The organism is Pseudundibacterium arcticum, from assembly GCF_042646465.1.
Taxonomy (GTDB): Bacteria; Pseudomonadota; Gammaproteobacteria; order Burkholderiales; family Burkholderiaceae_D; genus Undibacterium_A; species Undibacterium_A arcticum.
This window is the reverse complement of record NZ_JBHRTP010000134.1, coordinates 1-2,015: the sequence shown is the minus strand read 5'-3', so window position 1 is coordinate 2,015 and position 2,015 is coordinate 1. Positions and strand designations below refer to the sequence as shown.

At 49.5% G+C, this 2,015-nt stretch carries 3 protein-coding genes and 1 pseudogene; 3 read left to right on the top strand and 1 reads right to left on the bottom strand.

Features of this window, described 5'->3' with window-relative positions; all coding sequences use genetic code 11:
* A partial coding sequence (locus tag ACFOFO_RS26510; protein ID WP_390333559.1) for a PRC-barrel domain-containing protein occupies nucleotides 1-335 on the bottom strand: 335 nt, incomplete at its 3' end.
* Between the two features lie 583 nt (nucleotides 336-918).
* Here ACFOFO_RS26510 and ACFOFO_RS26505 point away from each other — a divergent pair.
* The 3 genes and pseudogenes from ACFOFO_RS26505 to ACFOFO_RS26495 form a co-directional block, all read left to right on the top strand.
* Complete coding sequence (locus ACFOFO_RS26505; protein WP_390322964.1) at nucleotides 919-1,326, top strand: PRC-barrel domain-containing protein; 408 nt, start codon at nucleotides 919-921, stop codon at nucleotides 1,324-1,326.
* 159 nt (nucleotides 1,327-1,485) lie between these two features.
* Nucleotides 1,486-1,698, top strand: a complete 213-nt coding sequence (locus ACFOFO_RS26500) for a CsbD family protein (protein ID WP_390322963.1) — start codon at nucleotides 1,486-1,488, stop codon at nucleotides 1,696-1,698.
* A gap of 88 nt (nucleotides 1,699-1,786) precedes the next feature.
* Nucleotides 1,787-2,015 (top strand): annotated as a pseudogene (locus ACFOFO_RS26495) (hypothetical protein); the annotation flags it as partial.

Sequence of the window (2,015 nt, the reverse complement as noted above, 5' to 3'; positions counted from 1 at the left end):
CAATGGTCCTTGTCAAAACCTGGTGCATCTTTCAGACGGTCCTTGTCGACATTCAAAATAAAGCGTTCATGCTGTGTGTCGAGCTTCAAGGCGCCCCATGGCACGGCGAATAATTTTTCTCCCATTCCAAGAAAGCCGCCGAAGGAAAGAACGGCATAGTTGACCCTGCCCGTGCGCGTGTCCATCATGATTTCCTTGATATCGCCCAAGTCCTCTTCCTTTTCGTTGTACACATCGTTTCCGATCAGAGTATCTGCGCCCATTACGCTCGGGCCAGGGCCGCCACTCCGATTGCTTTTGTACATACCGTAAGTATCACGATCCAAGTAGCTCATTTTTCAACTCCTTTCGAACAGCCGGGTAGGGTTACGTTCTGCATATTCGACAGCCGGACAGAACACTTACGTTAGACGCCGGAAAATTTGAAAAATTTCCACAGCAATTCTCAAAGTGAAGGTACCACCTCACGAAAGGGGTGCCAGAAATGAAAATTATGACAATTGGCGTCGATTTGGCAAAACGTCTTTCAGGTACATGGTGGGGACATGCAGGCAAGGCGGTTCTGAAGAAACAGCTGAGGCGCAGCTGAATGAGATTGGCCGAAAGCTGGTAAGTCTTTTGCGCTTCCGCCGGCCCAGCTTGCCATTGCGGAGTCGGTACACAGGTGTACTTTGAACTGCGGGCCATGCCGCCGATAAGGTCCTCTTGCTGACAGGACGCTGCTCCCTTTTGAAAGGCACAGCAAGCGTATCAAATTCTCCTGGTCGCCTTGGCCAGTCTCAGGGGTCCACTCCACGGCTTCAGTCAAAATTACCCAATTTGGATTGATTCGAATCAATAAAATTTACCGAAACTCGCATATATTGATAAGTGTAGTTAATCAATAGTCAATGTATTGAGTCACTAAAGGAGATGCACATGAGCTATGAAGATCGCGATACGTATGGCATGTACAGGGACGATACAAGCAAGGGTCCCGGACCCGAGCTGATGGGTGCAGACACACTTCACGGGAACGATGTCTATAACGACAAAGACGAAGATCTGGGTGACATCAAGGAAATCATGCTGGACATGCGGACCGGCAGGGTAAGTTATGCGGTGCTGTCTTTCGGCGGCTTTCTGGGGATGGGCGAAAAGCTGTTCGCGGTGCCGTGGAATGCATTGACGCTCGATACCGTCAACAAGCGCTTCATCCTGAAAGTCGATAAAGAGCGGCTCAAAGATGCGCCGGGATTCGATCCGGATCATTGGCCGGATATGGCTAACCCGACATGGGCCAATGAAATTCATTCTTATTACGGAACCCAGCCTTATCCGAATTGAGCAGGTCATCTGATTTCCATACAACATTACATCAAACACATCGGCCATCGATCGCCACGACACGGGTCCTTCTATTGCAAATGCCGTTATCTTTATGGCGCATGAAGACAGGCGATCAATGCGCCTACCAATAATTATATTGTTACCGAGGAGGCTGAAATGAATTGGGACGTTATCGAAGGAAACTGGAAGCAATTCAAGGGCAAGATCAAAGACCAGTGGGGCAAACTTACCGATGACCACATCGATCGGATTGAAGGAAAACGCGATCAGCTCTCTGGAAAAATTCAGGAAACCTATGGCATCGACAAGGACGAGGCGGAAAAGCAGATCAAGGATTTTGAAGAGCGCAACAAGGATTACCGGCCATGAGTTTTGATTGACAACGGGTGCGGTACAGGCGGACGTATTGACAGTCCGCCCGAGACCGTCAAAGGGATAAAAATTCAAAGGAATAAAAATGAAGAAAATACTCGCAAATCTTTTTCTCAGTGTCGTCACTCTCGGTTTTGCCGCTGCTGCACCCGCAGCGACCGATGACGCGAAAGCTGCCTATAAGGCGGCCGAAGACAACGCTACCGCAACGTATAAAGCGGAACGTGCCAAATGCGATGCCATGAGCGGAAATCCGAAGGATGTCTGCATCGAAGAAGCCAAGGCGGCTGAAAAACGCAGCAAGGCGGAAGCGG

Excerpts from the sequence above, each read along its gene's own strand:
- ACFOFO_RS26505 (WP_390322964.1), top strand. The coding sequence starts at position 919 with ATGAGCTATGAAGATCGCGATACGTATGGCATGTACAGGGACGATACA.
- ACFOFO_RS26500 (WP_390322963.1), top strand. The coding sequence starts at position 1,486 with ATGAATTGGGACGTTATCGAAGGAAACTGGAAGCAATTCAAGGGCAAG.